The organism is Halorubrum coriense DSM 10284, from assembly GCF_000337035.1.
GTDB classification, from domain to species: domain Archaea; phylum Halobacteriota; class Halobacteria; order Halobacteriales; family Haloferacaceae; genus Halorubrum; species Halorubrum coriense.
On sequence record NZ_AOJL01000028.1, the window covers coordinates 1 to 25,192 of the forward strand.

Consider the following 25,192-nt stretch of genomic DNA (forward strand, 5'->3'; position numbering starts at 1 on the left):
TTTTTTTCGCCGCCTCGCGTCGACCGGGTATGGATATCGGAGTTGTCGGCGACGGGCCCGCGGTCGAGGCCGTCGAGGCCGCGCTCGCCGACGTCGACGTGAACGCGATGCCCGTCGAGGCGGACCTGCTCGACGGGTTCGACGCCGCGGTCGTCGTCGACACCGCCGGCTCGTCGACGTTCGCGGCCGCGAACGAACTGCTCGACCGGTGGGTCGCCGTCGAGGTCGGCGGGCTCGGCGCCGTCCCCCTCGCCGACCTCGACGCCGCCGTGACGGTCTTCGACGACGCCTGCTACGACTGCCTGCGCGCCCGCGTCGAGAGCGGCGGGGCGGAGCCGGCCGACGCGCCGGCCGGCCGCCGGTCCGCCGTACGCTACGCCGGCGCGGTGGCCGGCCGCCGGACGATCCGACTGCTCGCCGGCGACCCGGTGGCGGACACCGTCGTCGAGGTGCCCGGCGGCGAGCGGCACCTCCTGCCCGCGCCGGGGTGCGGCTGCGGCGTCGAGCCCGGGGACGCGCTGCCGCGCGAGCACGTCGACCGCGGGCTCGACGAGACGCTCGACCGGGCGGAGCGCGCCGTCGACCCCCGGATCGGCGCGCTGAGCGAGGTCGGCGAGCAGGAGTCGTTCCCCGTGCCGTACTACGTCGCGCGGGTCGCGGACACGACGCCCTTCTCCGACGCGGACGCGGCCGACTTCGGCGGCGGCGCGGCCGCCGACTGGGACGCCGCGTTCATGAAGGCGCTCGGCGAGGGGTTAGAGCGGTACGCGGCGGGCGTCTACCGCGAGGCCGAGTTCACGCGCGCGCCGGCCGCGAACGTCCCGAACCCGGTCACGCCGGACGCGTTCGTCCGCCCCGACGACGCCGAGGCGTACGACCGCGGCGACCGGCTCCCGTGGGTCCGCGGCGAGCGCCTCGGCACGGGCGAGCCGGCGAGCCTCCCGGCGGAGTTCGTCGGCTTCCCGCCGCCGGAGCGGCGGTACCGCCCGCCGATCACGACCGGGCTCGGGCTCGGGAGCTCCGGGCCGGACGCCGCGCTCTCCGGACTGTACGAGGCGATCGAGCGCGACGCGACGATGACCGGCTGGTACTCCACGACGGAGCCGCTCGGGCTCGACGTCGGCGACCCCGAGTTCGCCGAACTGGAGAAGCGGGCGCGGGCGGAGTCGCTGTCGGTGACGCCGCTGCTCGTCACGACCGACGTGGACGTGCCCGTCGTCGCGGTCGGCGTCAGCCGCGAGGGCGACTGGCCGCGGTTCGCCGCGGGGTCGGGGGCCGACCTCGACCCGACCGCGGCGGCGCGGAGCGCGCTCGCCGAGGCGCTCCAGAACTGGACCGAGCTCCGCTCGATGGGGCGCGAGACGGCCGACGAGCAGGGGGCCGCGATCGGCCACCACGCCGACCTGCCCGCGGAGACGGCCGCGTTCTTCGACCCGGACGCGACCGTCTCGGCCGAGGGACTGGGAGAGCCGGCGCTGTCGGGAACCGAGGAGCTGGCGGCCGTCGTCGACCGCGTCGAGGGCGTCGGGCTCGACCCGTACGTCGCCCGGGTGACCACCCGCGACCTCGCGGCGCTGGGCTTCGAGGCGGTGCGGGTGCTCGTGCCGGGCGCGCAGCCGCTGTTCACCGGCGACCCGTTCTTCGGCGAGCGCGCGAGCACCGTACCGCGCTCGATGGGGTTCGAGCCCGCGCTCGACCGCCCGTACCACCCGTTCCCGTGACGGCCCGCGGCCGGTGACCTCGGCGGCGAGGACCGGCCTCGGCGTCGGCTGCCCGTGCCCGCGGATTTAGGTGGCTCGGGGTCGCGGGAGACCGTATGGACGTCGTACCCGACGCGGACGTGGAGGCGGTCGAGGCGGTCGACGGCGTGTTCCTCACGCAGGGGGCCGTCGGCGAGGACGTGAGCATCCAGCGCTTCGAGATCGAGCCGGGCGAGACGGTGCCCGAACACGACCACCCGCACGAGCAGATCGGGCTGGTCGCGGCCGGGACGCTGACGTTCGCGGTCGGCGGCGAGGACCGCGTGGTCGAGGCCGGAGACACGTACGTGATCCCCGGCGGCGAGCCCCACGCCGCGGCGAACCGCGGCGACGAGCGCGTCGTCGGCTACGACATCTTCTCGCCGCCGCGGGCGAACCCGGACTGGCAGGAGTAGGCGGGGGCGGGAGCCGGTTGGGGCGAGTCGGGTTCGGGGCGCGAACCGCCGTGGACCGGCCGATATGGCGCGTCCGCGATACCCGCAAGACGTACCGGACCGAAGGTGTGTTAGTGCTCGGGGCCCGACAACGGGTAATGGGAGTTCAAGGACAGTACCCGTTCGACGTGGAGGCGCTCCGGGCCGATTTCCCGATCCTCGACCGAAAGGTCGGCGGGGATCCGGAGACGCCCGGCGAGGGCGAGGGCGACGACACCCCGCTCGTCTACCTCGACAACGCGGCCACCTCGCACACGCCCGACCCGGTCGTCGACGCCATCTCCGACTACTACCGAAGTTACAACGCGAACGTTCACCGAGGTATCCACCAGCTGAGTCAGGAGGCCTCCGTCGCCTACGAGGAGGCCCACGACGCGGTCGCCGACTTCGTCGGCGCGGCGGGCCGCGAGGAGATCGTCTTCACCAAGAACACGACGGAGGCGATGAACCTCGTCGCGTACGCCTGGGGGCTCGAGGAGCTCGGCCCCGGCGACAACGTCGTCCTCTCCGAGATGGAGCACCACGCCTCGCTCGTCACCTGGCAGCAGATCGGTAAGCGGACCGGTGCCGACGTGCGCTTCATCGACGTCACCGACGGGGGGCGACTGGACATGGACCACGCGGCGACGCTGATCGACGACGACACCGAGATGGTGTCGGTCGTCCACGTGTCGAACACGCTCGGGACGATCAACCCGATCGGCGAGCTGGCCGACTTGGCGCACGATCACGACGCGTACGTCTTCGCCGACGGCGCGCAGTCGGTGCCGACGCGCCCGGTCGACGTCGGCGACCTCGGCGTCGACTTCCTCGCCTTCTCCGGCCACAAGATGTGCGGGCCGACCGGGATCGGCGTCCTCTACGGCCGCGAGGAGGTCCTCGACGAGATGAGCCCGTACCTCTACGGCGGCGACATGATCCGCCGGGTCTCCTTCGAGGACTCCACCTGGGAGGACCTGCCGTGGAAGTTCGAGGCCGGGACGCCCTCGATCGCACAGGGGATCGGTCTCGCGGCCGCGATAGAGTACGTCGAGGAGATCGGCATGGACCGGATCGAGGCCCACGAGGACCTGCTGGCCGAGTACGCCTACGACGAGCTGGCGGCGCTCGGCGGCGTCGAGATCTACGGCCCGCCGGGCGACGACCGCGGCGGCCTCGTCGCGTTCAACGTCGACGGCGTCCACGCCCACGACCTCTCCAGCATCCTCAACGACTACGGCGTCGCGATCCGCGCCGGCGACCACTGTACGCAGCCGCTCCACGAGGAGATGGGCGTCGCCGCCTCCGCGCGCGCCTCCTTCTACTTCTACAACACCGTCGAGGAGGTCGACGCGCTCGTCGACGCGGTCCGCGAGGCCCGCGACCTGTTCGCCTGAGACCCCTCGGGCGGCGGCGGTCGGCTCCGACCGTGCGCCCGCCGACGGCGTCCGACTTCGCTTACGGTCGCCCGCGCCGAACCGCGCGCCGTCCGCAGCGTTCCATCTCGGTCTCAGTGCCCGTCGCGTCCGGGTATCAGTCCTGAATACCACCGGATAATCGCGTTTGAGGGGCGTGACAACGGTGATCGCGGAATTATTATTCCCTTCCCGCGGCAACCATTGTGCGAAGAAGAATTACAACCGCCGTAGTGAGTTGCTCCCTGCCGAGCCGTCGCCCGCTCCAAACCGCATGACCGATCACACACCGCCGCCGACCGACACGCGCGCAGACGCGAACGCGGCTCCGAACGGGGCCGACGCGACCGCAGACGGGTCCGTAAAGCCTCGCGAGGCCCCGATCGCCGTTCTCCAAGTCGAGCCGGACGCGCGCTCCGCCGAGCTCTTGGAGGCGTTCGCGTCGCGACACACCGACCGCGTCCGCGTTCGCTCCGTCGAGAGCGCGGGAGCCGCGCTCGACGCGCTCGAAGCGGGGGTCGACGTCGGCGGCGAGCGGGTCGCGGTCGACTGCGTCGTGACCGAACAGCTGCTCCCCGACCGCGACGGACTCGCCCTCACCGAACGGCTGCGCGAGGCGGGCGGCGGGCTGCCGGTCGTCTTCCACACCACGTGTCCGGGCGAGGAGCGCGAGGCGGCGGCGTTCGGGGCCGGCGCGGACGCGTACTTCGAGAAGGGGGCCGACCGCGGCCGGTACGACGCGATCCTCGACCGGATCCGCGCGCTCGTCGACGAGCGCCGCGACCGCGGGGGCGACGCGGGGCGGGCGGCCGCGACGACGCCGGCGTCGCCGCGCTCGGAGGAGTGACGCCGGCGTCGCCGGGCGGCGGGGAAAGAGCGCGACGCCGCGAACGCCGACCGAGTCTGTTACCGCTTCAGATCGACCGTGAGGTCGGTCGCGATCCACGCGTCGGTGTTGCCCTGTTCTGCGAAGACAGTCCGCTCCTGCGAGCAGCGGGTCGCGGCGACGGTCGGTCGGTCGTCGGCCGCCGGCTCGGCGTCCCGCTCGATCCGGTCTCCCGTTGTCATTACACCCCGCTCGGGGACCGGCGGTGTTATAGATTTCGGTCGGCCTAAACCATCGGCGGCGATCCGCGCGGGGGATCGGAGGGCCTTACCTCGCTGCGGTCGTTCGCCGAGCCGTGACCGACACGCTGTTCACGCCGCTCACGCTCCGCGACACCGAGTTCCGAAACCGCGTGATGCTGTCGCCGATGTGCCAGTACTCCGCCGAGGACGGCCTCGCGACCGACTGGCACCGGGTCCACCTCGGCTCGCGCGCCGCCGGAGGGGCCGGGGTCGTGATGACGGAGGCGACCGCGGTCGAGGCCCGCGGGCGGATCACGCCGGACTGCCTCGGGATCTGGTCCGACGACCACGCGGAAGCGATCGAACCGATCGTCGAGTTCGTCCGTTCGCAGGGCGCGACGCCGGGGATCCAGCTGGCCCACGCCGGTCGGAAAGCCTCGCACCGTCCGCCCGCCGAGGGCAGCGCCCCGATTCAGGCGGACGAACCGGACGGGTGGGAGACCGTCTCCGCGACCGACGAGCCGTATCCGAGCGGCGACCGCGGCGGCGGGGAAGGCGAATCCGGCCGGCCGGCGACCCCCCGCCGGCTCGACACCGACGAGGTCGGGGACGTGGTCGACGCGTTCGCGGCCGCCGCGGAGCGCGCACGCAACGTCGGGTTCGAGGTCGCAGAGGTCCACGCGGCCCACGGCTACCTGCTCCACCAGTTCCTCTCGCCCGTCGCCAACGACCGCGACGACGAGTACGGCGGGAGCTTCGAGAACCGCACGCGGCTCCTGCGCGAGGTCGTCGCGGCCGTCCGCGACGTCTGGCCCGACGGGAAGCCGATCTTCGTCCGCATCTCGGCGACCGACTGGCTCCCGGACCGCGACTCGTGGGACGTGGACGACTCGGTGCGGCTGGCCCCCCGCCTCGCCGACGCCGGGGCCGACCTGATCGACGTCTCCGGCGGCGGCATCCACCCAGACCAAGAGCTCCCGAGCGCGGGTCCCGGCTATCAGGTGCCGTACGCAGAGGCGATCCGCGAGGGGACCGACGTGCCCGTCGCCGCGGTCGGCGGGGTCACGGAGCCGACCCACGCCGACGCGCTCGTGCGGAACGAGCGGGCGGACCTCGTGGCGCTGGGCCGCGAGCTGCTCCGGCACCCGCACTGGCCGCTGGAGGCCGCCCACGAGCTCGACGCGGACGTCGAGTGGCCGGTCCAGTACCGTCGCGGCCGCTTCGACTGAGCGGGCCGCGCGGTCCGTCGCGGCCGGCGGTGGCGTGAGAACTTCACGCAGAGACCGAGAACACTTATGCGGCTCCCGGATGCCGACGGCGTATGGGCGACCTCGACTACCGGCCGTTCCCGGAGGAGCGCGAGGACGAGTTCAGCGCGTTCATGCGGTACGCCTTCTCCCCCGAGCAGGGGCCGTACGACCCGGAGGCCGACGACGACGACCGCGAACACCTCGCCGAGTACCGCGGGCTGTTCGACGGCGAGGAGCCGGTCGCGGTGTGCGGTCACCACGATTTCACGCTCCGGATCCGCGGGCGGGACCGCGACGCCGCCGGTCTCTCCGCCGTCGCGTCCCCGCCGGAACACCGACGCCGGGGGCACATCGAGCGGCTCCTCCGCGAGTCGCTGACCGAGTACCGGAGCGACGGCGTCCGGTACTCCGTGCTGTGGCCCTTCGAGCACCCGTTTTACCGTCGGTACGGCTGGGCGACGGTGAACCGGTACCGGTGGGCGAAGACGCCCCCCGAACAGCTGGCGTTCGCGGCCGACGCGGCCGACGGAAGCGACGAGGCGGGCGAGTTCAGGCGGCTGGACGCGGACGACCACGAGCGGGCCGCCGACCTCCTCGCCGCGACCGCGGACCGGTACGACTTCACGATGGCGCGGACGGCGGCGTGGTGGCGCGAGCGCACCCTCCGCGGGTGGCAGACGGACCCGTTCGTCTACGGCCTCGACCGGGACGGCGACCTCCGCGCGCTGCTGTCGTACACGTTCACCGAGCGCGACGACGGCGACGGGAAGGCGATGGTCGTCTCCGACGCCGCCGTCGCCGACCCGGCCGCGTGGGACGAGGTGTTCCGCTTCTGTCGGGACCACGACTCGCAGGTCGAGCGCGTCCGGCTCCGCCTCCCCGCCGACGTGAGCCTCCTCGACCGCGTCGACGACCCGCGGGCGGTGACGGAGGAGGTCCGCGCCGGTCCCATGTTCCGGCTCGTCGACGTCCCGGCGGCGCTGCGAGAGCTGGCCCCCGACCCGGACCTCGACGCCGCGTTCACGCTCGCGGTCGACGACCCGCTCGTCGACTGGCACGACCGACTGGTCCGGGTGACCGTCGCGGACGGCGAGGTCGCGGCCGAGCGGGTCGGCGGCGGGAACGACTCCGGAGGGGTCGACGGCGACGCGGACGTGACCGCCGAGATCGGCCCGCTCTCGCAGCTGTACGCCGGGTACCGCGACGTCGACGACCTCCGGGCGCACGCCGCGCTGGACGTCGACGGCGGTCCCGGGGAGGACCTCGCGGCCGACCTCGCCGCGCTCTTTCCGCCGCGACGGACGTTCCTGCGCGAGGGCTTCTGACCGGCGACGGTGCGGCCGGTCCGGGCCGGCCGGAGGCGGGCGCGAGCCCTGCCGGGCTTTTTATCTGCGCGCGCCGTAGCGAGCGGTATGAGTTCCCGCAACCGACGCGACGACGACCTCGAGGAGCGGCTCGACGAGCTCGAGGACGTGCTCGGCGAGCTCCGGACCGACCTCCGAGAGAGCGAGCGCGACCGTCGCGGCCCCCCGCGACCGCCGCGGCTCTCGGAGCTCGTGCGGTTCACCGAGCAGTACACCATCCCGACGATCATCGCGCTGCTGGAGACGACGATCAAGTCGCTCGAACTGTTACGGGGGACGCTCCGGCTCGCGGACCCCGGCCGGAGCGTCGCCGAGGGGACCGAGGGGGCGGGCGACCGCCTCGCGGACGTGCGCGACGGGGCGACCGCCGGGCTCTCGCGGTCGCTCTCGGAGCTCCGGACCGCGCTCTCTGAGGCCGACCTCCCGGAGGAGGCCGCCTCACGGTCGATCATCGCCGACGCGCGCGACCTCACCGCGGAGATCGAGTCCCGCATCGACGAGGGGCGACGGGAGGCGGACGCGGCGCGCGACCGACGACCGGGCGGCGACCGCGACGCGCGGCGTCCTGAAGACGACGAGAGGCGGTCCGAGCGCGACGAGGGGGCGAGTCCCGTCCGGATCGACGTGACGGAGCCGGGCGAGGACGACGCGGACGGGCAAGACGATGCCGGCGACGACGCGGCCGACGACCCCCCGGAGGTCGACGTCGAGTCCGAGCTGGAGTCGATAAAGCGACAGATCGACGGCGACGAGACCAACGCGGCCGACGCGGCCGGAGACGCGTCCGAAGCGGACGACACGGGTGACGGCGACGCGGACGACGCGGGCGACGCGAACGCGGACGACCGGTCGGCCTGAACGACTATTAAAAGGCGACGCCGAGCCGGTCGGCGACGCGCTCGGCCGAGTCGACGAGCAGCGACTCGTCGTCGGTGAACACCTCCAGAGCGACCGTCCCGTCGAAGCCGTCGAGTTCGGACGCCACGACCCCGTAGTCGACCTCGCCGGCCCCGACCGGGAGGTGCGTGTCGCCCCGGCGGCGCACGTCGTGGCAGTGGAGGTGCGAGACCCGGTCGCCGTGGCTCCGGAGGAACCGCCGTATCGCCTTGTTGCCGCCCTCCATGTACGCGTGGCCCACGTCGAAGCAGACCGGGGTGCCGGTCTCGCGCGCGAGGTCGCCGAGGACGGAGAGCTGGAGCCCCGCGTGCTGGTGCCCGACGTTCTCGACGACGACCTCGACGCCCGCCTCGCGGCCCGCGTCCGCGACCTGGCGGAGCTGGTCGGCGGCGGTCTCCCGGAAGTCGACGTCGTCGCGGTCGGCGGAGGTGGCGTGGAGGACCGCCTTCTCCGCGCCGAGGTCGCCGGCCGCGCTCAAGAGGCGGCGCTGGTAGCCGACGATGGCGTCGTTCACCTCGGGGACGTAGCTGGCCAGCCGCTGGCTGTACGGGAGGTGAACGAGCAGGTCCCGACCGGCGAGCGCGTCGGTCAGGCGGCCGGGATCGATCTCTCCGGGGACGAGCGTCGGCTCGCCGACGCCGAGTTCACAGAAGTCGAACCGCGCCGGCGACGTCGCGAGGCGGTCGAGGTCGTCGCCGACGGTCACGCCGATGTCCATGTCGGCTCTGGGGTCGGCGGGGTGTATAAATGCTGGTCGCCGAGCCGGGTGGGGCCGTCTACTCGCTCGCCTTGATGACGAACGTCGCACCGAACGGGTTGAGTCGGTACTCGTACGTGTTGTAGAGCTCGTCGTTGTCGCTCCCGGTCGTGACGGTGGTCTCCGACCCGGCGGGCACGCGGGCGGAGAGCTGCGCGTTCCCCTCGAGTAGTCCGTCCCACTCCCCGCTCGTACCCTCGCGCCACTCGATCTCACCGCGGAAGGTGCCGACGCCGTCGCCCGCGTTGCGGATGGTGAACTCGAACTCCTGCGTCCCCTCCGCGCGCTCGGAGGGAACGTCCATATCCACGAGCTCGAAGGCGGGGAGATCGACCTCGCCGAGCGCGACGTCCCAGATGACATCTGCGGGTGCGGCGGTGGAGTCGCGGTGGAACGCGAGGGACGCGTCGTCGAGGGCGTCGCGAGGGACGTTGAACAGGAGCCATCCGCTGACCGAGCTCCCGGGGTTTACCGACGCGCCGTCGAGGGGAGAGCCGTCGACGTCGCGGACGCTGTCGAGCGACGAGCCGCCGAGGTCCCGTAGCGGCCTCTCGCCGGCGAACGTGAATTTCCCGCCGTCGAGTGTTGTTCCGTTGTTTCCGGCGTTTTCGACCGTCGCGTGGACGAGGGCCAAGGTCTGGTCGTTCAGTGCGCTGTGGACTCCGACCCGTTCGTCGCTGCTGAAGAAGCCGGTGCGGACGGTGGTGTAGTGGAGGTGTTGCTCGAATGTGACCTCCTCGACGGTGAGCCGGAGTTCGTTCCCTAACTGCTGTGTCTCTTCCCCTGACGCACGTCGGGGAAGGATGTCGATCTCGGTGTCCCCGTCCGCGGTGTCGGCCGTCGGGATCCGGTCGTCGGACCCGTCCGCACCGGTGACCTCGTACCGACCGGCGTATCCGAAGTCGAGGGTCTCGGTCGTCACCGTGACGGTGTCACCGCTTCCGATCGGCTCTTCGATCGTGGAGGTTTCGGCCCGAACGGGCGGCGCGGCTTCGCTTTCTAGGCTCTCGATTACCGCCTGAAACTCCAGTTCGCCCGGCTCGCCGCCGCGGTTTCCGATGACGATATCGAGGGTGGCACCCGTGTCGACCGCAACGTCGGTGCCGTCGCTCCAACTGACGTCGTACACCGCGAACTCGGCCGGACCGTCCGTCGTTTCGATGTCGGGCTCGGCCGCTTCTCCAGACGTGTCGTCTCCGCTACATCCGGCGGTCGAAGCGAGCACACTTGCGCCCGCCGCAGCGACGAAATGTCTTCTTCCAACTATCATATTATTCTTGATAAGTTTGTTTATAAGCATTTGGATCGAGCTATCGGAGACAGTACCGGACCGACGGATCGGGCGGCACGCCCGAGTTCATCGGGCGGGGGGTTTGGGCGTCGATGCGACCGACCGCGCTCGGTAGTTCGTATACCCGACGCGCGCTCGCGTCCGGGCGACGGGAGGGCCGGTCGCCGACGGGGTGCTCGTCGCGGACACGTAGGGAGAAACGAGCGGCCGGCGCGGCGCGAGGTGCGCAGACCGAGTTCGACGGCTCGGGCTCAGTCGTCCGCGAGCGGGTCGTCGAGGTCGATCGCGCCGGAGTCGATCGCCGCCTCGACCTCGCGGACGGCGGTCACCATGTTCTCGGTCTTGCCGTACGCGACCTCGCGCGGGAGCAGCTTCAGGCCGCAGTCGGGCGAGATCGTGAGCTTCTCCGGCGGCACGACGCGGAGCCCCTGCCGGATGTTCGCTTTGATCTCCTCGACCGGCTCGACCTCGGCGGTGTGGGCGTCGACGACGCCGAGCGCGAGGTCGGGCTCGAACTCGGGGTCGGTGAACGTCGGGATCTGCTCGAAGTCGCCGTTACACAGCTCCACGTCGAACTCGTCGATCGGGTAGTCGTTGATCTCGGGGTAGATCCGGGAGTAGTCGCCGTAACAGACGTGGAGGCCGATCCGGACGTCCTCGTCGATCCCCGAGACGATGCGTTCGAGCGCCTCGCCGACGATGGCGTGGTCCTCCGGCGTCGTCGCCAGCGCGGGCTCGTCGATCTGGATGTAGCGCGCGCCCGCCTCGACCAGCTTCTCGACCTCCTCGTTGACGAGGTCCGCGAGGTCGTACACCAGCTCCTCGGTGGAGGGGTACGCCTCGTTGAACGCCCAGAAGCCGAGCGTGTACGGGCCCGTGATCGGGACCTTCACCGGGCGCTCGGCGGCGTTCGAGGTGAACTCGAACTCGTCGACGAGCCACGGCTCGTCGTACTCGACCTCCTCGACCACGCTCGGCTTGTCGAAGTAGTTGTGGCCCCACACTTTCACCGGCCCGTTGAACTCGTAGCCGTCGATGCGGTCGGCGAAGAACTCCACCATCTCGCTGCGGCGCATCTCGCCGTCGACGACCGTGTCGAGGCCGGCGCGCTCGTGTTCGTGGGTGATGAGCCGGCAGGCGTCGTCGTGCGCCTCCTCGAGGTCGGCCGCGTCGAACTTCGAGTCGGGGTCGTCGACGAGCTCGTCGGCGCGGTTGAGCCACTTCGGCTTCGGGTACGAGCCGACGACGGTCGTCAGCAGGAACGCGTCGTTCGGGTGATCGGTCGGGCGGAACTGGTCGCGGTTGGCTTCGGGGTTTCGGACCATCAGTCGAGCACCTCCGCGGCGGCGGCGAGCGCGTTCAGCTTCTCGCGGTACTTGTTCGTCGGCAGGTAGAACAGCTCGGTGTTCGGCGTGAGGTATGTCCGGTCGAACCCCTCCAGCGGGATCTGCGACTCGAACCACTCGACGCGCTCCGCGATCGTCTCCGGCTCCTCGACGAGCGTGTTCTGTCCGTCGACGAGCCCGAGCGACAGCGAGTCCGTGGAGCCGAACTCCTGGACGTTGTAGACGGTGTCGTCGCGGTCGCCGGCGACCAGGTCGAGGCCGAGCGCGTCCGCCCCCGCCTCGTCGACGAGGTGCGCGTACAGCTTCTCGCCGAGCGCGCCGTAGAACGTCTGGACGACCACGTCGGCGTCGGTGGCGTCGGCGACAGTCGATATCGCGTCGGTCGCGGTCGACTCGTCGCCCTCGGCGGGCGGGTTCGTGACGAGCGACGGTTCGAGGAGGAACAGCGTCTCGTGTTCGGGGAACGCCTCGACCTCGCCCGCGAGGAACTCGGCGATGGCGGCCTGGAACTCGGCCGCGTCGCCGTAGCGCTCGTCCGTCGCGAGGTCCGCGAGCGAGTACGGCCCGGGGAGCGTCGCCGCGAGCGACGCGTCGTCGGCCTCGTCGGCGTCGGCGAGCAGGTCCGCGGCCTTCGCCAGTTCGCCGGCCACGTCACCCGAGAAGTCGAGGTCGTCGACGACCCGTGGGTCGCGGTAGAAGTTGTTGTTGTCGTAGTACCGGACGATGCCGCCGGTCTCGACGGCGTCGCTGACGGTCAGCGGGTGCGCGATCACGTCGTCCCAGCGGCCCTGGCCCTCGCTGATCAGGTCGAGGCCGGCGTCCAGCTGGTCGTCGACGTACTCGGCGCGTACCTCGTCGTACTCCACCACGATCGCCTCGCTCTCATCGCCGCTCAGGAGGTCCCCCTTCTGGTGCCCCTTCAGGTCCGAGAGCGTCTCTTTCGCCCGGTCCGGGAGCGGATACAGCCCCGGCGTCGCCGCGACACGTTCGGTCATCACCGATTGTTGGATATACCGTCGTATAATATTTGCTAATGTCTGTTATGTCCTGTGGTAATCCGACGCCGTGGGACCTCGCTACGCCCGGCGCAGCGCCAGCACCGTGAGCGTCTCGAAGGGGAACGACTCCTCGACGACCGGGTCGGCCGCGAAACCGGCCTCCTCGATCAGGGCGAGGACCTCGTCGTACCCGGTGAGCGAGGAGACGAGCAGGAGGACGACCCCGTCGGGCGCGAGGACGCGGCCCACGTCCGCGAGGAACGGCTCGATGAGCTCCCGCCCGGACTCGCCGCCCGAGAGCGCGCGTTCCATCCAGTCGCCCCACTCGTTCTCGGGGTCGGTCGGCAGGTACGGCGGGTTGAAACACACCGTGTCGAACGCGTCCGCGCGGAACGGCGAGAGGAGGTCGGCGACCGCGGCCTCGACGCCGCGGTCGCGCGCCTGTCGCGCGGCGTGCGGGTTGAGGTCGCTGCCGACCACGTCGAGGTCGCGCTCGGTCGCCACCCGCGCGGCGACCCACCCCGACCCCGTGCCCACCTCCAGCACGCGGCCGTGCGCCTCCGCGACCGCCGCCTCCGCGAGCAGGCCGGAGTCCTCGGCCGGCTGGTAGACGACGGCGTCGTCGAGGCCGCGGCGCGCCGCGAGGTCGCCCTCGCTCGCGTCGCCGGTCATCGGTCGGCCCCCCCTCCGTCGCCCTCGCTCGCGCCGCCGGACTCGCCGGTCGTCGGTTCCGCGTCACCGTCCGCGCCGGCGGAGCCGGGACGCGTCGCCGCGCGACCCTCCACCGACGCGTCCAACTGCGGCCCGGAGGCCCCCTCCGCGCGAGCGGAGAGCGTCTGCTGCGGGAACGGGATGACGATCCCCTCGGCTTCGAGCGCGCCCTTCACCGCGTTCATCGCGGCGGTCTGGGTCCGCCAGCGCTTCCGCATGCTCGGGTTGCGGATCCAGTAGCGGAGCCCGAGGACGACCGCCGAGTCGCCGAACCGCTTCGTCACGGCGTTCGGCTCGGGCATCTCGGCGACATCCTCGACGCCCGCGGCGGCCGCCTCGACGACCGCGGCCGCGCGCTCGACGTCGGTGTCGTAGTCGACGCCGACCTCGACTTCGATCCGGAGCCGATTCCGGCGCGAGCGGTCGACGATCGACCCCGAGCGGACCTCGTCGTTCGGCATCGTGATCACCTCGCCGTCGAACGACCGCAGCCGCGTGCTCATGATCGATATCTCCGTCACCGTCCCCTCGTGGTCGCCGACCTCGACCCAGTCGCCGACCTCGAACGGCCGGGAGAACATCAGCACGAACCCGGCCAGTATCGCGCCGAGCGTCTGGCGGGCCGCCATCCCGACCACGATGCCGAGGAACCCCGCGCCGACGAGGAGGCCCCCGACGTTGTCGGTGAACAGGCCGACGACCGCGACCAGCGCGGTCGTGTAGACGGTCAGCTGCGTGATCCGGAGGATCACCTCCTGTTGGTGTTGGGAGATCGACGCGCTCTCGCCGCCGATCTCGCGGATGACGCCCCCGAGGAAGTCCGTGAGCGCGTACGCGATCGCCAGGAGGATCACGCCGAGGACGACGTTCGACAGCTGGTTCGCGGTCAGCGCCGACCGGGCGGTCTCGAAGAGCGCGCCGCTCTGGTCCCACACCGCGATCAGCGCGATCGCTCCCGCGGCGGTGGCGACGCCGACCGCGGTCGACAACAGGAGCCGCTGCGTGGAGCTGAGGTCGCGGTCGCCGCGCTTCAGCCACCGGGTGAGCAGCCGGACCGCGACGACGCCCGCGACGATACCCACCGAAGCGGCGAACCGCCCGAAGTTGCCCGCGAGCGCGCGCTGAAAATCCGCCAGCAGCCCGATCCACCCGGTCATCGTCACGCCTCCGTGGGGGAGCCGTGCTCGCGGGCCAACTCCGCCAGCGCGGCGAACGCCGCCGGGTCCAGCGTGCCCGGCCGACTGCTCAGCAGCTCCTCGTCGGCCGCGTCGACGACGGCCTCCGGCTCGTCGAGCCCGGAGATGTGCGCCGTGTTCCGCACCGCGTTCCGCACCGTCTTTCGCCGCTGGGTGAACAGCGCCTTCACGAACCGGAGGAAGAACGCCTCGTCGCCGACGACGTAGTCGGGGTCCCGCGGCGTACAGCGGACGACGGCGCTCTCGACGGCCGGCTGCGGGTCGAACGCCTCCTTGGGGACGCGCTCGACGACCTCCACGTCGGCGTAGTGCTGCGCCGACACCGAGAGGCGGCCGTACTCGGACTCGCCCGCCGACGCGACCATCCGGTCGGCGAACTCGGCCTGGAACATCAACACGAGCGGCTTCTTCTCGGGGAGCAGGCGGAAGGCGATCTCCGAGGAGACGCCGTACGGGAGGTTGGCGACGCAGGCCGAGAACGGGGGGAGGTCGACGTCGAGCGCGTCGCGCTCGACCACGTCGAGGAGGCCGCCGTCGACCGCGGCGGCGAACTCCTCGCGGAGGAAGTCGGCGAAGGTCCCGTCGCGCTCGATCACGGTGACGCGGCCGGGGTCCGCGGCCGAGTCGGCCGTCGCCGCCGCCAGCAGGCGGTCCGTGAGCGCGCCCGCGCCGCCGCCGATCTCGAGGAGGTGGCTCCCGTCGGCGTCGGCCGGGAGGTAGCCGGGGATCCGGTCGAGGACCCGGTCGTCGACGAGGAAGTGCTGGTCGCGGTCGGGGTCCGCCCGCGCGCCGGCCCGCCGCGCGAGCGCGTCGGGGTCGCGGCTCCCGTAGCCGGCGGCTTCACCCGTCGGTGAGTCGGTCATGGCCGAGATACGCGCGGTGTTCGGGTAAAAGTCTCGTTTCGGGGGCGTCGCGGCGGCTCCCCGGTCGTGTCTCCGCTCGCGAGGGGCGCGAGCCCGCAGTCGGTCAGTCCTCGCGGCCGACGAACGTCCGGTATTTCAGGTCGGACTCGCGGACCTCCTCGACGATCCGTTCGAGGATCACCTCTCGGGGCCGGTGGAGGCCGGCGATGCGCTCCTCGACGTCCTCGAAGCTCTCGAACGGGCCGCGCTTCCGCTCGTCCAGCAGGTCGTTCCGCAGCTTCTTGCCGATCCCCGGCAGCAGGTTCAGCTGGTGGAGCCGGAGGGTGATCGGTCCAGCCTCGTTGTAGAAGTCGACGAACCGCCCCTCGTCGGCCTCGACGATCGCCTCGGCCGCGTACTCGATCTCCGCGGCCGCGTTCCGGGTGAGGTCGTCGAAGGCCACCTCCTTGTATCGCCCGACGTCGGGGCCGTCCAGCCCGATCCGGTCGCCGACCGAGACGTCCGCGCCGTCGGCGAGCATCAGTTCGTACAGCGCGAACGAGTCGGCACCGAGCCCGTACGCCACCGGCGACTTGCGGGACTGCGGGCGGTCGTCGTCCGGACGGCCGTTGACCAACACGTCGAGCAGGACGGCGGTCGGCCCGTCGTCGCCGTCGCCGCCCGCGTCTTCGTCCGGCGTCTCCCCGGCGTCCGCGGCGGCGTCGCCGCCCGTTCGATCGTCCTCCGGCGTCCCGCCGCCGTCGGCGTGGTTCATGTATCGTTTAACGCTCCGAGCGGTGAAAAAACCGCTGGCGAGCCCGAGGCGACCGCGACCCCCGACGGGCGGATTCAAGAGCGTCGAGTGCCACATGGTACCATGGCGAAACCGGAGCCGGCGGCGGTGGTGCGGCTCGTCGAGGCGTTCCCCGGAGCGACCGCCGAGACGGGCGAAGCGAACGGGGCGGGCCGCGGCGGGACGGGCGAGGCGGATCGCGGCGAGGCGAACGGGGCAGCGGACCTCGGACGGGTCGACGACCTCCTCGACGGCGCGTACGGCGCGCTGATTCGGGACTGGTACCCCGAACTCCGCCGACGCGCCGCGGCGCACGCGGACGGCGACTGCCTCCGCGAGCGGGTGCTCGAACACGTCGAGGCGGTGCCGTCGTTCCGCCTCTCCGACGGTCCCACGGCCCTGACAGAGCGGCGGGCAGCGCTCGCGGAGGCCGCGGCGCTGCGCGACGACGTCCGCGAGATAGCGGAGTGGTACGGCACCCTGCGGTCGCGGCTGGAGGGGGAGCGGGCGTCGCTGACGCGGGGCGAGCGGCTGCTCCACGACTTCGGGTACGCGCTCGCGCACGGGCTGTTCCTCGGCGCGTCGTCGCCGAGCGCGGTCGTCCGGCGGCTCCGGCTCGCGTACCGGGCCGTCGGCGTGCGGATCGACGAGACCGCGTCGGAGAGCGGGGCCGAACGCACGACGTTCACCTGCCCGTACCGGAACGTCGCGGCCGGGACGTGCGGCGACCGCTGGGTGTGTCACGAGAAGCTGGACCGCGTCGACGACGGGTACGTGTCGTACCTGGCCGAGCGGGGGATCGCCTACCAGCGGCCGCGGGGCTGTACGGACTCGGAGCAGTGTCACTCGACGGTCGCCCGCGACGGGCCGGCGCGGTGGTGGCCGAAGACGCCGCCGGCGGCCCTCGGCGTCGACTCGTGACCCCCGACGGCGGCTCAGGGGACACCGCGCCGCGAGATGGGACGCGACTGCGCCGGATCCGCCGCAGCTACGACGCGTGGGCCCGCGCCTACGACTGGTTCGCGCGGGCCACGGCGTCCGTCGGCGGCGTCCGCGCCGCCTGCGTCGACGCGCTGGATCTCGCCCCGGGCGACGCGGTCGTCGAGTTCGGCTGCGGGCCGGGAGTGAACCTCCCCGCGCTCCGCGGCGCCGTCGGCCGGCGCGGGCGCGTCGTCGGCGTCGACGTCTCGCCGCGGATGCTCGACCGCGCGGCGGGGCTCGTCGAGCGGCGCGGCTGGGAGAACGTCTCGCTCGTCGAGGCCGACGCCGAGCGCCCGCCGGTCGCGGCCGCGGACGGCGTCCTCGCGACGTTCGTCACGTCGCTCTTCGCCGACCCGTACCGGGTGGTGAGCCGGTGGTGCGACCTCGCGGACGCGGTCGTCGTCGCAGCGTTCGTCCCGGAGGGAAACCGGGCGGCGAACGCCGCGCTCCGGACGTTCGTGGCGCTGAACGGTCGCCTCTTCGACGCGCGGACCGACGATCCCCTCGGCGAACTGGCGGCGCGGACCGCCGCGGCGCGGCGGGCGCTCGACGACCGCGCCGCGGTCCGCGAGCGCGAGCGGCGCGTCTTCGGGACGATCGCCGTCGAGGCCGGTCGCGACCGATGACGGGCGCGGGTCCGGGGCGTGCGACCCGCTCTGCGGGCGGACGTCTGAGAGAACGCGTCGGCGAGCCGCCTCGCCCCGTCGGGCCGGAGGGACCCGCGGTCAGGCGTACTTCGCGACGACGTCGAGGATCTCGTCGAGCTCCTCGCCGTCGAGCGAGTAGCGCTCCTGCGCGAACACCGAGCGGAGCTCCGTGCGGTCCTCGGGGAGCAGGTCGGTGATCTTCACGGCGGTCGGCACGTCGACCTGATCGAGGTCGGTCAGCTCCTCGACGAGTTCGCGGGACTCGTCGGCGTCGAGCTCCGCGAAGCGGTTGACGTGTTCGATCGCGCGGGCCAGCTCGTAGCGGAGATCGCGCTCCTCGTCGGCCGCGCGCTCGTCTTCGATCTCCACGAGGATCTCCTTGGCCTCGGAGGTGGTGACGTACTCCTCGTCGATCTTCTCTTTGAAGATCGTCATCTCAGTTCTGCTGGGCCCGCATGTGGGCGGCGGTGACGATGAGGGTCTTCGTCTTGCCGCCGTCCGGAATCTCGACTTTGAACGCCGACCCCTGCTTGCCGACGACGGTGCCCGTCCGGCCATCGAAGCGCGGGTGGAAGCGGCCCTTGGGGACGCTCGGGTCGATCTTGAGGTGGACCTGCGACCCCTCGTCGAACTCCTGGATCGCTCGCTGCGGCGGGGAGGTGCCGCGGTTGCGGGGTTTGTTCGAGAGCTTGTCGCGAGTCGCCTTCTGTGGCCCATTGGAACTCGGCATGGTCTTGGGACACCTTCCGCTGCCGCCGTTATAAATCGTGCGTTACGACCCGCGGAACGTGGGCGTCTCACACGCGGGAACCGGCGGTGCGTCCGGCTCGCACGCGCGACCGGAATCGCACGCGCGACCGGAGCGCACGCGCGCGACTACCAGACGTACCTCCCCCTTTCGAAAGGGCTAATCCCGAGAGTCCCTATCATGTTGGTAATGAGTCATCAGCTGCCGGACGTACAGGCGTCGTCCCCCGACGTCACGGTCGGGCTCTCGCAGGTCGGCGTCACCGGCGTGGAGAAACTCGTCAAGCTGGCGCGCGGCGACAAGCGGCCGATCGTCCTCATGGCAGAGTTCGAAGTGTTCGTCGACCTCCCGAGCGGTCGCAAGGGGATCGACATGTCGCGGAACCTCGCGACGGTCGACGAGATCCTCGAGGACATCACCCGGGAAGAGGCGTACCGCGTCGAGGACGTCTGCGGCGACGCCGCCGAGCGGCTCCTCGAGAAGCACGACTACACCACCACCGCCGAGGTGTCGATGACGGCGGAGCTCGTCACCCGCGAGAACACCCCCGCCTCCGACATCGAGACGCAGAGCACGGCGACCATCGTCGCCAGCGCCGAGGCGACGGAGGACGGGACGCGCGAGGAGATCGGCGCGGAGGTCACCGGGATGACCGTCTGCCCCTGCTCGCAGGGGATGAGCGAGTCGCGAGCCCGCGACAAGCTCGCTCAGCTGGGCGTCGACGAGGAGACGACCGAGGAGTTCCTCGACGCCGTCCCGCAGCCGGGCCACTCCCAGCGCGGCCACGCGACGCTGACGATCACGACCGACGGACACCCGGACGTCGACCTCCGAGACGTGATCGACATCGCCCGCGACTCGATGAGCGCGCGCATCTACAACATGGCGAAGCGGCCCGACGAGGACCACATGACCTACGAGGCCCACGCCGACGCGAAGTTCGTCGAGGACTGCGTCCGCGCGCTCGCCGAGGGGACCGTCGAGGAGTTCGGCCACCTCTCCGACGACGCCGTGATCCGCATGAAACAGTCGAACGACGAGTCGATCCACCAGCACAACGCTCACGCGGAACGCGAGGTCACGATGGGCGACCTCCGCGGCGAACTCGACCGATAAGTGCGTCCTGTCGCGGTCGCTGAGCGTTGCTGAGTAAGTCGACGCGTTTCCGGTGGTTGGTTATAAGCAGCCAGTAGCGCTGGGGAGAACAGTTCCAAAGCCCCAGCCGCGAGGCGGGCGCACGCTCGTTGCGCGCTTCAGTCGCTCACTTCGTTCGCTCCTTCCAGTGCTTACGTCGTCATCAGAACGCAAAGCGTTCTGATTGGCTCACGAGAGCTTCGCTCTCGTGAACGCCTGCGCCCGCCTCGCGGCTGCCCATTTGAGTCCCGCCCCGCACAGCACCGCGACCGCACCTCACGCCTCCCCAGCCTCGTCAGTCGCCCTCGCTTCGCTCCGGCGACTGACTCCAGCAAGAATCGAAGATTCTCTGGCAGTCGGGCGCAGCCCGACGACCTCGCGCGTGCGACTCGCAGCCTCCGGCCGCTCGTCGGCACGCGCCGCCGCACCCTCGTTCATAAACAGTCGTCGCCAGTCGCTTATCCGAACGTTAGCGGCTCCGCCTCGGCCCACCGCGGCTCAAACTGCTCTTTCACGCTCGTCGCAAACTCCACGTCTTTCACGTCGATCATCGCGAACGGCTCGTCGGCCGACAGCGGGTGCGGCACCTCGATACACACCTCTATCTCGTCGAACACGTTGAATGTCCCGTCGACGCCCGGCGACGTGCGGACCTCGAACCCGTCCACCTCGGCCAGCTCCGAGGTGTACCGGCGGCCGACGCTCCGCGGGAGCTCGTCGACCGTCGCCGGCGACAGCAGGACGCGGATCTCCACGCCGCGTTCGAGCGCGGACTCCAGCTCGGCGGTCACGCGCTCGCCGACCGTCCCGAGGTCGAAGCCGGTCGCCGGCGCGCCCGCGACCACGACCACGCGGCGCTCCGCCGCGGCGATCCGCTCCAAGAGGAGGTCCGTCGCCTCCTCCGCGCCGACCGCCGCGGTCCAGAACTGGCCGTCGACGGGCTCGCCGGCGTCGAGCTCGGACGACAGCTCGTCGACCACCGACTCGTACTGCTCGGCCTGCGTCCGGAGCTCCCGCTTCTTCTCGTCGAGCAGGCGGTCGAGCGCGGCGTCCGGCTCGACCGCGACGTACTTCTTCGGCCGGCTGGCGGCCTGGCTACGGACGAGGTTGTGCTGCTCCAAGCTGTTGAGCACGTCGTATATCCGGCCCATCGGGACCTCGCTGGCCCGCGAGAGGTCCTTGGCCGTCGTCGGGCCGGTCCGGAGGAGCGCGCGGTACGCCCGGGCCTCGTACTCGGAGAGCCCCAGGTCGCGGAGAGATGCCATACACGGGGATGCCCCGGCACCGGTATAAACGCGTCGCCCGTTTACGATCCGAGCCGACACGGACCGGGCGAGCCGCCGTTCGACGTGGAGCCCGCCGACGGGTCGGCGGGGCGCCTCCGCGACCCTTACCGCACCGCGTCGCCGACCCGGTCCATCAACTCGGCCGGCGTTTCCGCCGGCTCGGAGGCGGCGTCGCCCGCGAGGACGACCGCGGTCCCCTCGGGGACCGTCCGCGGCGCGGGCGCGTCGGCCTCGTGGGCGCTCGGCGCGACCACCTTCTCGTGGTCGGCGACCCGCCACGCGGCGCGGTGGAGGTCGCTGCCGGGCTCGGTCCCGACCGCGATGACGGTCGTGCCCCGCCGGAGCCGACCGGCGAGGCTCCCGTAGGCGGCGACCTGAACGCCGAGCCGCTCGGTCGCGCCGGCGAACGCCTCGGCCGTCTCCCGGGCGACCTCGCGGTAGCGGTCCTCGCCGGTCAGCGCCGCCAGGTCGAGGAGCGCCGTCGCCATCTCGACGTTGGCGTCGAGCGGGCGGAACGCCCGGTCGAGCAGCCCCGAGCCGGAGCGCGGGCCGTCGACGAACGAGCCGTCGACGCGCAGCCGGTCGATCGCTCGGTCCGCGACCGCGCGGGCGACGTCGACGCCCTCGCCGCGGACGCCGGCGGCGCGGACGTACGCCCCGACGACGCGGGCGGCGTCCTCCAGCAGGTCGGTCTCGCCGGCGTCGTCGCCGCCGCGGTAGTGGGTCACCGCGCCGGTCTCGACGTCGATCAGGTCGCGTTCGAGCCCGTCGAGGATCCGGTCCGCGTACTCCCGCGCCGCCTCGTTGTCGGTGTAGGCGGCCACCGCGAGCAGCGCGTCCGCGGCGAGCGCGTTGCCGCCGGCGAACACCGTCAGGTCGCGGCGGGGCTCGTCGAGGTCCGCGCGGTCCGCGGCGGGCGCGGCGTAGTAGGCGCGACCGAGCCCGGGGCCGAGGCTGCCGCCGACGCCGTAGCCGGTCCAGAGGTCGTCGGTGAGGAAGCCGACGGCGTCGAGCGCGGGGTCGAGATAGACCTCGTCGCCGGTGTAGAGGAAGGCGTTCGCGAACGCGCGAGTCACGGCGGCGTTCGTGTCGAGCGGCTTCTCGTAGGCGACGTCGCCCCAGTCGGGCGTCCCCGCGTAGCGGAAGAACCCGCCGTCGACGTCGTCGGTGAGGTGGTCGCGGACCGCGTCGAGCGTGCGGAGCGCGCGGTTCCGGTCGCGCTTCAGCGCGAACTCGACGGTGCGGGGTACGGGGAACTTCGCGTCCGTCCCCCAGCCGGCGTGGTCCGCGTCGTACTTCACCTCCAGCTGCCCGGCCAAGTGGCTCTCTATCTCGTCGGTCAGCTCGCCGCTCGGCGGCAGGTCGGCGTCGAGCGCGCGGGGGACGCGCCCCGCGTCGCGACCCTTGTCGGTCCACATCTGTCGGACGGACTCCAAGACCTGCCGCATCCCGTCGACGTCGAGGTAGCCCGCGCCCGTCAGCAGTTTCCCCCCGGGCGTGAGGAAGGCGGTGGTCGGGAACCCGCCCATGTTGTACCGCTCGCGCACCCGCGGGTGGCGGTCGACGTCGACGCGGACGGGGACGAACCCCTCGTTGACGTTGGCGGCGATCCGCGGCTCCGCGTAGGTGATCGCGTCCATCTCGTGACAGCCCTCGCACCACGTGGCCGACAGCGAGAGCAGCACCGGGCGGTCGCGCTCGTCAGCCTCGGCGAACGCCTCCGGGCCCCAGTCGCACCACTCGACGCGAGTCTCGTCGCTCATACCCGTCGTCGGACCGGGGCCGGGGTAAGCGCTTCGAGAGCGGAAGGGAACGGCGCGAGAGGGACACAGAGGAACTCCGCGAAGACGGCCCGGAGGGGCGGCGAAACGCGGCGGCGGGGCCGCGGAGAACGGGCCGAAGGAGGGCGGGAGGGCGCGGCGTCGGTGTCCACGCGACGCCTCGGCGGTCGGACGGGCGGGCGGGTCGGGCTCGGCGCGGGTCTCAGCGCTTGTGATCGTGGCCCAGCGCGAGCGCGAGCGCGTTCGCGAACAGCAGGGCGACGAACAGCCGTCCGGTGCCGCCGTCGAGTCCCGCGTACAGGAGGGCCGGGTACGCGGCCGGGATGGCGATGGCCGCCCAGAAGGCGGCGGCTTTGACGGTGCCGGTCATCAGCCCGGCGAGTCGTTCGCCGGAGGCGATCTGCGTGGGAGCGGGGGTTGACATGGACGCTTCTGCGTACAGCGGGGGACCACATATACCCCGCCGAGGGTTCGACGAATTTCACGGCGTTTCTCGACCGATCGGGTCGTTTTACAAACCGTTCAGAGACGTTTTAACCGTTTATCGAGTCAGCTAACACTTTGTTTCGAGATCCGCCCCGATCCGCTCGGTTCGGCGCGGTCCGGCGGCCGCGCCGCGGCGGACCCGGGGTCGAGCGACTGCCGCGGCACCAACCGCTTTGTCCGTCGGCGGTGAGGGTGGACCGTGACCGACCCCGACAGCCGCGATCGACGCGAGGACCGAAGAGACCCAGACCGCCCCGCCGCGCGCGCCGACGGCGGCCGCCCGCGGGTGGCGGTCGTCGCCTGCGGCGGCACCATCGCCTCGGAGCCGAGCGCCGACGGCGCAGCTCCGGAGAAGACCGGCGACGACCTCGTGGCGGCGGTGCCGGCCGTCTCCGACCACGCGCGGGTGACGACTCGGGAGGTGTGTTCACGGCCCGGGTTCGACGTCCGGTGGGAAGACGTGCTCGCGACCGCGGCCGCCGCGCGCGAGGCGGTCGACGGGGCGGACGGCGAGCCCGCGGACGGCGTCGTCGTCACGCACGGGACCGACACCCTCGCGGACACCGCGTTCGCGCTGGACCTCCTCACGGACCTCGACGCGCCGGTCGTCGTCACGGGGGCGCAGCGCCGGCTCGACGAGCCCGCCAGCGACGTGCCCGCGAACCTCGCGCTCGCGGTCCGGGCGGCCGCCGACGGCCGGTTCGCGCCGGGCGTCCACGTCGCGTTCGACGACGAGCTCCACGCCGCCCGCGACGTGGTGAAGGCCCACAGCAACGCGCTGTCGACGATGACCTCGCCGGGGACGGGACCGGTCGCGACGTTCACCCGCGCCGCCTCGCGTCTGGTCCGCACGCCCGAGCGCGGCGTCTCAGTCGACCCGCTCGCGGACGCGGTCGAGTCCGCGGCGGCCGTCCCCGAGGTGCCAGTGATCCACTCCGGGACGGGCGTCGGCGCGGGCGCGGTCGAACGCGCGCTCGACGCGGACGTGGGCGGGGTCGTCGTCGAGGGCACCGGACTCGGAAACGTCACCGGCGCGCTCGGCGACGCGCTCGGCGAGGCGGTCGAGTCGGTCCCGGTCGTCGTCGCCGGGCGTCCGCCGGTGGGGCCGACGGAACCGGTGTACGGCACCCCCGGCGGTGCCGTCACGCTCGCGGAGCACGGCGTGACGTTCGCCGGCGACCTCCCGGCCGCGAAGGCGCGCGTCGCGCTCGCGCTCGGCCTCGCCGCCGGGCTCGACGGCGGCCGCAACGGCGAGGCGATCGAGGCGCTGTTCGCTCCGGCGTAACCGGTCGTCGCCGGCCGAACGCCGCGGCATCGCCCGAGGCGATTGGTGAGACAGGCGTTTACGCCTACACGAAGTCCTTATGTGTCGGCCGCGTACCCCGTGGTATGACCGATATCACGCGACGAACGACCCTCTACGGTATCGCGACCGGTAGCGCCGCCGCGCTCGCCGGGTGTACCGGGGCCGGCGATCCGGGTACGGACGGGAGCGGGACCGACGGCGGCGACGGAGGCGGGGGCGGAAGCGACGGAACCAACGGCGACGGGACCGACGGCGAGGTCGAGACCGCGGTCAAGCGGGTCGAGACCGCGCTCCTCCGCGAAGAGTGGAGCCGGACGGAACGGCGCGGCTACTGCGTGGTGATCGCCGAGGAGGGCGACGCGGAGTGGCTGCTCGCCGAGGCGTCCGACCCGGTCCGCGCCTTCGTCGAGGAGACCGATTTCGAGGAGTCCGTGCTCTGTTACCTCGAGTCCGTCGGGCCGACCACCTGTCACGACGAGGTCGCGTTCGGCGGGGTCGCCGTCGAGGACGGAACCCTCGTCGCGGACGCGACGGTTCGGGGGCCGCAAGACGAGGAGGTGGCCTGCGGCGAGGCGATCACCTACCCGGCCGCGCTGCTCCGAGTCACGAGCGACCCGCTCCCGGAGGCGGCGCGGCTGTCCGTCACCGACGGCTGGGGCGAGACGGGGACGGTGCGGAACGACGACTGAGTCCGCGGCGGCGGGCGACCCCTCGGCAGCGGC

At 72.1% G+C, this 25,192-nt stretch carries 26 protein-coding genes; 12 read left to right on the top strand and 14 right to left on the bottom strand.

All coding sequences use genetic code 11. The features are described from left to right. Positions 1-29: 29 nt before the first annotated feature. The 4 genes from C464_RS06750 (at position 30) to C464_RS06765 (ending at position 4,435) form a co-directional block, all read left to right on the top strand. Complete coding sequence (locus C464_RS06750) at positions 30-1,721, top strand: YcaO-like family protein (RefSeq protein WP_006112882.1); 1,692 nt, start codon at positions 30-32, stop codon at positions 1,719-1,721. Positions 1,722-1,816: 95 nt separating this feature from the next. Then, positions 1,817-2,155: a cupin domain-containing protein gene (locus C464_RS06755; RefSeq protein ID WP_006112883.1), complete on the top strand. Its 339-nt coding sequence runs from the start codon at positions 1,817-1,819 to the stop codon at positions 2,153-2,155. Positions 2,156-2,292: 137 nt separating this feature from the next. Continuing rightward, positions 2,293-3,570 carry an aminotransferase class V-fold PLP-dependent enzyme gene (locus C464_RS06760; protein ID WP_006112884.1) on the top strand — a complete coding sequence of 426 codons (1,278 nt, stop codon included), beginning with the start codon at positions 2,293-2,295 and terminating at the stop codon, positions 3,568-3,570. A 292-nt stretch (positions 3,571-3,862) separates the two neighbouring features. Next, positions 3,863-4,435 (top strand): response regulator, encoded by a 573-nt coding sequence (locus tag C464_RS06765; protein ID WP_006112885.1) that lies wholly within the window; start codon positions 3,863-3,865, stop codon positions 4,433-4,435. A gap of 59 nt (positions 4,436-4,494) precedes the next feature. Here C464_RS06765 and C464_RS19180 read toward each other — a convergent pair whose 3' ends face one another. Beyond that, positions 4,495-4,656 carry a DUF7331 family protein gene (locus C464_RS19180; RefSeq protein WP_006112886.1) on the bottom strand — a complete coding sequence of 54 codons (162 nt, stop codon included), beginning with the start codon at positions 4,654-4,656 and terminating at the stop codon, positions 4,495-4,497. 113 nt (positions 4,657-4,769) lie between these two features. Between C464_RS19180 and C464_RS06770 the strand changes: the two genes are divergently transcribed. The 3 genes from C464_RS06770 to C464_RS06780 all read left to right on the top strand — a co-directional run bounded on the left by C464_RS06770 (position 4,770) and on the right by C464_RS06780 (position 8,128). Continuing rightward, positions 4,770-5,885 carry an NADH:flavin oxidoreductase/NADH oxidase gene (locus tag C464_RS06770; protein ID WP_006112887.1) on the top strand — a complete coding sequence of 372 codons (1,116 nt, stop codon included), beginning with the start codon at positions 4,770-4,772 and terminating at the stop codon, positions 5,883-5,885. 92 nt (positions 5,886-5,977) lie between these two features. Then, entirely contained in the window at positions 5,978-7,231 is a 1,254-nt protein-coding gene (locus C464_RS06775; RefSeq protein WP_006112888.1) for a GNAT family N-acetyltransferase, read from the top strand. An 87-nt stretch (positions 7,232-7,318) separates the two neighbouring features. Next, positions 7,319-8,128: a DUF7547 family protein gene (locus C464_RS06780; protein ID WP_006112889.1), complete on the top strand. Its 810-nt coding sequence runs from the start codon at positions 7,319-7,321 to the stop codon at positions 8,126-8,128. Between the two features lie 7 nt (positions 8,129-8,135). Here the strand turns inward: C464_RS06780 and C464_RS06785 are convergent, their stop codons facing one another. The 8 genes from C464_RS06785 to C464_RS06820 form a co-directional block, all read right to left on the bottom strand. After that, a complete protein-coding gene (locus C464_RS06785; RefSeq protein WP_006112890.1) occupies positions 8,136-8,885 on the bottom strand; it encodes a sugar phosphate isomerase/epimerase family protein in 750 nt (249 codons plus the stop codon). A 58-nt stretch (positions 8,886-8,943) separates the two neighbouring features. Beyond that, complete coding sequence (locus tag C464_RS06790) at positions 8,944-10,149, bottom strand: DUF4352 domain-containing protein (protein WP_006112891.1); 1,206 nt, start codon at positions 10,147-10,149, stop codon at positions 8,944-8,946. A gap of 317 nt (positions 10,150-10,466) precedes the next feature. Then, positions 10,467-11,540, bottom strand: coding sequence for a methionine synthase (locus C464_RS06795; RefSeq protein ID WP_006112892.1), 1,074 nt, complete (start codon positions 11,538-11,540; stop codon positions 10,467-10,469). Further along, positions 11,540-12,556, bottom strand: a complete 1,017-nt coding sequence (locus C464_RS06800) for a hypothetical protein (protein ID WP_006112893.1) — start codon at positions 12,554-12,556, stop codon at positions 11,540-11,542. Before C464_RS06800 ends, C464_RS06795 begins: the two co-directional genes overlap by 1 nt. 81 nt (positions 12,557-12,637) lie before the next feature. Further along, entirely contained in the window at positions 12,638-13,231 is a 594-nt protein-coding gene (locus C464_RS06805) for a HemK2/MTQ2 family protein methyltransferase (protein WP_006112894.1), read from the bottom strand. After that, positions 13,228-14,427 (bottom strand): mechanosensitive ion channel family protein, encoded by a 1,200-nt coding sequence (locus C464_RS06810; protein WP_049910937.1) that lies wholly within the window; start codon positions 14,425-14,427, stop codon positions 13,228-13,230. The genes C464_RS06805 and C464_RS06810 overlap by 4 nt, the downstream gene beginning before the upstream one ends. Before the next feature lie 2 nt (positions 14,428-14,429). Continuing rightward, positions 14,430-15,329, bottom strand: a complete 900-nt coding sequence (locus tag C464_RS06815) for a 16S ribosomal RNA methyltransferase A (RefSeq protein ID WP_006112896.1) — start codon at positions 15,327-15,329, stop codon at positions 14,430-14,432. 103 nt (positions 15,330-15,432) lie between these two features. Continuing rightward, entirely contained in the window at positions 15,433-16,083 is a 651-nt protein-coding gene (locus C464_RS06820) for a DUF655 domain-containing protein (RefSeq protein WP_006112897.1), read from the bottom strand. Positions 16,084-16,185: 102 nt separating this feature from the next. On the opposite strand from C464_RS06820, the gene C464_RS06825 reads away from it, so the two are divergent. After that, positions 16,186-17,022, top strand: coding sequence for a hypothetical protein (locus C464_RS06825; RefSeq protein WP_006112898.1), 837 nt, complete (start codon positions 16,186-16,188; stop codon positions 17,020-17,022). Then, positions 16,980-17,708, top strand: a complete 729-nt coding sequence (locus C464_RS06830) for a class I SAM-dependent methyltransferase (protein WP_006112899.1) — start codon at positions 16,980-16,982, stop codon at positions 17,706-17,708. The genes C464_RS06825 and C464_RS06830 overlap by 43 nt, the downstream gene beginning before the upstream one ends. Positions 17,709-17,807: 99 nt before the next feature. On the opposite strand, the gene C464_RS06835 is transcribed toward C464_RS06830, so the two are convergent. Then, positions 17,808-18,164 (bottom strand): RNA polymerase Rpb4 family protein, encoded by a 357-nt coding sequence (locus C464_RS06835; protein WP_006112900.1) that lies wholly within the window; start codon positions 18,162-18,164, stop codon positions 17,808-17,810. Between the two features lies 1 nt (position 18,165). Beyond that, entirely contained in the window at positions 18,166-18,459 is a 294-nt protein-coding gene (locus C464_RS06840; protein ID WP_006112901.1) for a 50S ribosomal protein L21e, read from the bottom strand. Positions 18,460-18,666: 207 nt separating this feature from the next. On the opposite strand from C464_RS06840, the gene mptA reads away from it, so the two are divergent. Beyond that, positions 18,667-19,593, top strand: a complete 927-nt coding sequence (gene mptA / locus C464_RS06845) for a GTP cyclohydrolase MptA (protein WP_006112902.1) — start codon at positions 18,667-18,669, stop codon at positions 19,591-19,593. Positions 19,594-20,069: 476 nt separating this feature from the next. On the opposite strand, the gene C464_RS06850 is transcribed toward mptA, so the two are convergent. From C464_RS06850 to C464_RS06860, 3 genes are all read right to left on the bottom strand, one after another. Further along, positions 20,070-20,876, bottom strand: coding sequence for a TrmB family transcriptional regulator (locus C464_RS06850; RefSeq protein ID WP_006112903.1), 807 nt, complete (start codon positions 20,874-20,876; stop codon positions 20,070-20,072). Positions 20,877-21,001: 125 nt separating this feature from the next. Then, the gene (locus C464_RS06855) at positions 21,002-22,660 is read right to left on the bottom strand and encodes a DUF255 domain-containing protein (RefSeq protein ID WP_006112904.1); all 1,659 of its coding nucleotides are present in this window, start codon (positions 22,658-22,660) and stop codon (positions 21,002-21,004) included. Between the two features lie 220 nt (positions 22,661-22,880). After that, positions 22,881-23,102 (bottom strand): hypothetical protein, encoded by a 222-nt coding sequence (locus C464_RS06860; RefSeq protein WP_049910931.1) that lies wholly within the window; start codon positions 23,100-23,102, stop codon positions 22,881-22,883. A gap of 261 nt (positions 23,103-23,363) precedes the next feature. On the opposite strand from C464_RS06860, the gene C464_RS06865 reads away from it, so the two are divergent. Both C464_RS06865 and C464_RS06870 read left to right on the top strand, forming a co-directional pair. Then, positions 23,364-24,449 carry an asparaginase gene (locus C464_RS06865; RefSeq protein WP_006112906.1) on the top strand — a complete coding sequence of 362 codons (1,086 nt, stop codon included), beginning with the start codon at positions 23,364-23,366 and terminating at the stop codon, positions 24,447-24,449. Positions 24,450-24,553: 104 nt separating this feature from the next. Next, positions 24,554-25,159 (top strand): hypothetical protein, encoded by a 606-nt coding sequence (locus C464_RS06870; protein WP_006112907.1) that lies wholly within the window; start codon positions 24,554-24,556, stop codon positions 25,157-25,159. Positions 25,160-25,192: the final 33 nt, after the last annotated feature.